The organism is Streptomyces sp. MnatMP-M17 (genome assembly GCF_900091995.1).
GTDB lineage: Bacteria > Actinomycetota > Actinomycetes > Streptomycetales > Streptomycetaceae > Streptomyces.
The window spans coordinates 1-5,649 of record NZ_FMDK01000602.1; the positions used below are offsets into that span (position 1 = coordinate 1).

The window sequence follows — 5,649 nt, forward strand, 5'->3', positions numbered from 1 at the left end:
GCGGCAGCAGCCGTACGGACGGCAGGCAGCGCCGCCACCCGGTTACGGGGGCGGGCAGCACCAGGCCGCGCCTCCGTACGGGCAGCAGCAGTGGCCTCCGGCGAGCGGTGGCAGCGGCCAGTACGGCGGACACGGCGCACAGGGCGCACACGGCGGCGGACAGCACGGCGGCGGTGGCGGACACGGCGAGCCGGAGTACTTCGGCGACCCGTACGCCCAGCAGCCCCCGCACACGCCCCAGGGCCGGCCGGGCCCGCACGGCGACCCGTACGCCAACAACCCGGGCCACACCCAGGCGTTCAGCCTCGGTGACGACCCGTACGGCGACGGCTCCACGTACCACGCGGGCGCGGCCCCGGCGCCCGTCGGCCCGCGGCTGCGCTGGCAGGAGCTGCTGAGCGGCATCGTGCTGCGCCCCGGCGCGACGTTCCTCCAGACGCGCGACTACCCGGTCTGGGGCCCGGCGCTGATCGTCACGTTCCTCTACGGTCTGCTGGCGCTCTTCGGCTTCGACACGGCCCGCGACGACGCGATCAACGCGACGCTGACCACCGCCATCCCGTATGTCCTGACGACGGCGGTCGCCTTCGTACTCGGCGGTCTGATCCTGGGCGCGGTGACCCATACGCTGGCCCGCCAGCTCGGCGGCGACGGCGCCTGGCAGCCGACCGTGGGCCTCTCCATGCTGATCATGTCGATCACGGACGCGCCGCGTCTGGTCTTCGCGCTCTTCCTGGGCGGCGAGAACTCCCTCGTCATGCTCCTCGGCTGGGCCACCTGGATCGCGTCGGGGGCGCTCTTCACGATCATGGTGGGCAAGTCGCACGATCTGCCGTGGCCGAAGGCGCTGGGCGCGTCGGCGATCCAGCTCGTCGCGCTGCTGTCGCTGCTGAAGCTGGGCACGATCTGACGACAGGCAGAACTTCTTAGCGGCTGGGCGGGCCGGTCAGCCAGGCTGGCGGCGCACGACGGGCGGCTGGACGCTCCAGGGGAAGTTGATCCAGTCGTCGGTGCGCCTCCAGACGTACTCGCACTTCACGAGGGACTGGGTCTTCTCGTAAATGACCGCGCTGCGCACCTCGGCGACATGGTCCGCACAGAAGTCGCGGACCAGCTTGAGCGTCTTGCCGGTGTCGGCGACGTCGTCGGCGATGAGGACCTTCTTGTGGGAGAAGTCCACGACGTTGGGCACGGGCGCCAGCATGACCGGCATGGCGAGGGTGGTGCCGACGCCGGTGTAGAACTCGACGTTGACCAGATGGATGTTCTTGCAGTCCAGGGCGTAGGCGAGACCGCCGGCGACAAAGACGCCACCGCGCGCGATGCTGAGCACGACGTCGGGTTCGTAACCGTCGTCGGCGATTGTCTGCGCGAGCTCGCGGACGGCTACGCCGAACATCTCGTACGAAAGATTCTCCCGTGTCACACCGTCACACCTGCCGTCACACCTGAGTCCGGTGGAAATTCAGATAGGACCGCGAGGCGGTCGGCCCACGCTGTCCCTGATAGCGCGAGCCGTACCGCTCGGAACCGTACGGATGCTCCGCGGGCGAGCTGAGCCGGAAGAGACACAGCTGTCCGATCTTCATACCCGGCCAGAGCTTGATGGGCAGTGTCGCGAGATTCGACAGTTCGAGCGTGACATGCCCGGAGAAACCGGGATCGATGAAGCCGGCGGTCGAATGGGTCACCAGCCCGAGCCGTCCGAGGCTGGACTTGCCTTCCAGCCGGGAGGCGATGTCGTCGGGCAGCGAGATGATCTCGTACGTCGACGCGAGAACGAACTCGCCGGGGTGCAGGATGAACGGTTCGTCCCCCTCCGGCTCGACCGTACGCGTCAGATCGGCCTGCTCGACGGCGGGGTCGATATGCGGATAGCGGTGGTTCTCGAACACCCGGAAGAACCGGTCGAGCCGCACATCGATGCTGGAGGGCTGCACCATCGATGCGTCGTACGGCTCGATGCGTACGCGTCCGGAATCGAGCTCGGCCCGGATGTCCTTGTCTGAGAGAAGCACGTCCCGAGGATACGCAGAGCGCGCGGACCCACCCCCATCGGGCGGGCCCGCGCGCCTGTGCCGACCTGGGTCAGCGCTGCTCAGACTCCACGGCCGCCTTCACCGGCTCCACGGGCACGGCATGCCGCAACCGCGCACACCGCGGACACCGGATGAGCCGACCGGGCCCGATCCTCGCGCTGTCGAGCTGCTGCATCGGGAACGTCGTAGTACTGAACACATGCCCATCGGCACAGCGGACGACGGTGCGCTCCATCAAGTCCATCAGGTCCCTTCCCCAACAAACACGGACGAACGCCCACACTAGGGGATGAAGGGGACGCCCCCCGCCCCGGCACTCCGCCCCAGACCCTACGCCCCAACTCCCGCCCGCCACCCCCACTTCCACCCCCGAACACCACAGAAACCCCGCGGCGCAATACGCCCGGGGTCCCAGTTGAGGTAGAGTGTCCAGCGACGCAAAGCCGATCACCGGCCGCCTCGCGGGTGTAGTTTAATGGTAGAACATGAGCTTCCCAAGCTCAGAGCGCGAGTTCGATTCTCGTCACCCGCTCCACGAGAAAGCCCCAGGTCAGAGACCTGGGGTTCGATTTTTTGTCCAGATCTCTCAAAAACCTGCGCGCCGTTCCGCCCGCCATAAGTGCCCTCGGGGGAGCCAGGTTGGCCACTGGGCAGCGCGTCGGGAGCCGGGTGGGGGCACGAGCCGGCGGGCGGCGCCGGCCGAGCCCGTGCCGGACGCGGGCCTACTGGCATGCGGCGCAGCGGAAGGCTGCGTCATTGGCGCCTGCGCCGGCGCCTCGGTGGAGTGCCGGTAGATCGGCTGAGCCCGCTCGGACGACTGGCCCCCGCGAACCATCAGGTCCTTCAGCTTGGCGCCGCTGTCGGCGGCGAGGTTCCCAGGGTGCCGCAGGTCGTAGAAGCAAAACTCCTTCGGCATGCCGATCGCGGCGCGGGCAGCAGGCCACTCCCGGCTGAAGCCGGCGCCGCGGAGGGCCGCACCCCGCTCACCCACGTCGACGAGGCCGTACGGCCTGCATGGCCAGCCCTTCGTGGTTTTCTCCTGTCTGCCCCCCGGCGAACTGGCCCCTGGGACCGCCGTACGGTTTCAGACTTCGTGTCGGAATCTCACGGCGGGTGCCGGACGGAAGTCGGACTCGACGTGGCGCTGAGACGTGCAGGTCGTGTCTGTCCCTAGTTCGCGTAGACACGTCGGCGCCTGGAAAGCCGAGGTAGCCGCGCCGGGAACAGCCGGCACGGTCGGCACGGTTGCACCGAGCGAGGGACCGGCGCCGCACGGGCGGGGAACGCGGAGACCACGAGGTCGTCCGCCTCACCTGGATCCGGGTTCTCGGGGTCGCGGTACGCCCGCCGCGCACTCGGACCAAGACGTATCTCTGCAGGAGGATTTGTTCCATGACTGACTGGCCCCTGACGCTCATGGCTGTACACGCCCACCCTGACGACGAGGCCACCGGAACCGGTGGGGTCCTCGCGCGGTACGCGGCGGAAGGCATCCGCACGGTTCTCGTGACGTGTACCGATGGCAGCTGTGGTGACGGACCGGGAGGTGTCAAGCCGGGCGATCCCGGTCACGATCCGGCGGCCGTCGCCTTGCTGCGCCGCCAAGAACTCGAGGCGAGCTGCGACGTCCTGAAGGTCAGCGATCTGGAGATGCTGGATTATGCCGACTCCGGGATGATGGGTTGGCCGAGCAACGACGCCCCCGGATCCTTCTGGCAGACCCCCGTGGAGAAAGGCGCCGCCCGGCTTGCGGAACTCATGCGGCATTACCGACCCGATGTGGTCGTCACCTACGACGAGAACGGCTTCTACGGTCACCCCGACCATATCCAGGCGCACCGCATCACGATGGCAGCGCTGGAGATGACCGCGCTGACACCGAAGGTGTACTGGACGACGATGCCCCGCTCGATGATGCAGCGGTTCGGGGAGACAATGCGCGAGTTTCAGGAGGACATGCCGGAGCCGGATCCTGCCGAGGCCGCCGCGATGGCCAAGATCGGCCTCCCCGACGATGAGGTCACCACGTGGGTGGACACCACCGCGTTCAGCGGTCAGAAGTTCGACGCGCTGGCCGCGCACGCCAGTCAGGGCGAGAACATCTTCTTCCTCAAGATGGGCAAGGAGAGGTTCGGCGAGTTGATGGGCATGGAGACCTTCGTACGCGTCCAGAACGCCACCGGGGCGGCCGTACCCGAGAACGATCTCTTCGCCGGACTACGCTGATCCGCCCGCCCGACCGGCCGGGAAAGCACATCAGCCCCAGCGGACCTACCCTCCCCCCCTCACTCCGAGGAGCCGCCACATCCAGGTCGGCCAGCGCCCAGTTCCCCGACCAGACCGACCGTCTCCCAGGACTCAGCACAACGCCGTGCCACAACGTGCCAGTACCGTCGGTACACAGCGGCCACCAGGGGCTTCACCGAAGCCTTGATTGAACGGCCGCAAACGACCATCGCCCCAGGCCAGAGGCCATTATCTGGCCGCAGTTCGGGGTGATTCCCAAGCTCAGAGCGCGAGTTCAATTCTCGTCACCCGCTCCACGACAAACCCCCAGGTCAGTGACCCGGGGGTTCCTTGTCGTCTAGACCTCTTACGGCCCGCGTGTCATTCGCGTGCAGTCGAGCAGTTCCTGGGACGTACCGGGCGGGTTCCTGACCTTGTCCGGATTGAACTTGATGAGCGGGCCCGACGGACCGTAGACCACCGGTGCCCTGCCCCTGGGCAAGCTTCTGCGTCTCGGCCGCGGGCCCACGGTAGTCCGGGTTGCCGATGCGGTCCTGGAACGCCGTCATGGACGTCCATAGATTCTGCGCGATATCCGCGGACAGGCCGTCGGCGCCGGTAACAGGAGGTCGGCCTGAACTTGGCCCGGCTGCTGCTGGGCCTTTATCTCGCCGACGAGATCCAGGCCAGGGCATTCGAGCCTGACCAGTCGGAGTCGGATGGGTAGCAGTCGGCCGCTGTCGGCACGGGCAGCAGTCCCGTGAGGGCTGTCCCCGATAAGTCGTTGTGCGCTGTATGGGACATGCGGCTCTACCGCCGTGTGGAGACAGGGCTTTCTCGACCCTGGTGCCGCGAACAAGGTCCCCCCGTACGGAAGTTGTGCCAAGGAGATGATCTGCGGAGCCGCGTCCGCCGGCGCAAGCCGGTTGATCCCCGGCTCTGCGCGAAGCGTTGACGGGTGTGAGGTTCAACTCTATGTTCCCGTTCGAAGTTACGAGCACCATTCGAAATATCGAACGCCATGCGCAGGGATGACGCATGCCGCTCGATGTCCCGGAACCGTGAAGACACAGGGATGGGCCTCGATGCAACAGACCTCACCGGGCCGCAGAAGCGTCCTCACCGGACTCGGCGCCCTCGCCGCGGCAGGAACCCTGGGTGTCGGCGCCTCCGGCTGTGCCGCTCCCACGGGGGCCGGAGCCGGACGCACCCGGCTGCGCTACTGGCATCTCTTCGGCGGTGGCGACGGCGTCAACATGCAGGCGATGCTGGACGCCTACCGCGCGTCCCACCCCGGGATCGAACTTGAGGCGTCCACTCTCCAGTGGGGCCCGCCGTACTACACCAAGCTCGGTATGGCGGGGGGGGGGGGGGGGGGGGGCCG

The 5,649-nt window shown here is 67.7% G+C and carries 5 protein-coding genes, 1 tRNA gene and 1 pseudogene; 4 read left to right on the forward strand and 3 right to left on the reverse strand.

The genetic code is table 11. From position 1 onward, the window contains the following. Positions 1-910: Yip1 family protein (locus GA0115259_RS25545; RefSeq protein ID WP_107469262.1), on the forward strand; the 910-nt coding region annotated here is incomplete at its 5' end. 36 nt (positions 911-946) lie between these two features. Here the strand turns inward: GA0115259_RS25545 and GA0115259_RS25550 are convergent. The 3 genes from GA0115259_RS25550 to GA0115259_RS42170 all read right to left on the reverse strand — a co-directional run bounded on the left by GA0115259_RS25550 (position 947) and on the right by GA0115259_RS42170 (position 2,283). Next, on the reverse strand, positions 947-1,399 hold the full coding sequence (locus GA0115259_RS25550) for a phosphoribosyltransferase (protein WP_093601392.1): 453 nt from the start codon (positions 1,397-1,399) through the stop codon (positions 947-949). 43 nt (positions 1,400-1,442) lie between these two features. Then, on the reverse strand, positions 1,443-2,018 hold the full coding sequence (gene dcd / locus GA0115259_RS25555; RefSeq protein WP_093601385.1) for a dCTP deaminase: 576 nt from the start codon (positions 2,016-2,018) through the stop codon (positions 1,443-1,445). Positions 2,019-2,088: 70 nt separating this feature from the next. Continuing rightward, entirely contained in the window at positions 2,089-2,283 is a 195-nt protein-coding gene (locus tag GA0115259_RS42170; RefSeq protein ID WP_093601387.1) for a hypothetical protein, read from the reverse strand. A gap of 217 nt (positions 2,284-2,500) precedes the next feature. On the opposite strand from GA0115259_RS42170, the gene GA0115259_RS25565 reads away from it, so the two are divergent. The 3 genes and pseudogenes from GA0115259_RS25565 to GA0115259_RS25580 form a co-directional block, all read left to right on the forward strand. Then, positions 2,501-2,574: transfer RNA gene (locus tag GA0115259_RS25565), tRNA-Gly, on the forward strand. Positions 2,575-3,431: 857 nt separating this feature from the next. Next, positions 3,432-4,265, forward strand: coding sequence for a PIG-L family deacetylase (locus GA0115259_RS25575; RefSeq protein ID WP_093601389.1), 834 nt, complete (start codon positions 3,432-3,434; stop codon positions 4,263-4,265). A 1,085-nt stretch (positions 4,266-5,350) separates the two neighbouring features. After that, positions 5,351-5,649 (forward strand): annotated as a pseudogene (locus tag GA0115259_RS25580) (ABC transporter substrate-binding protein); the annotation flags it as partial.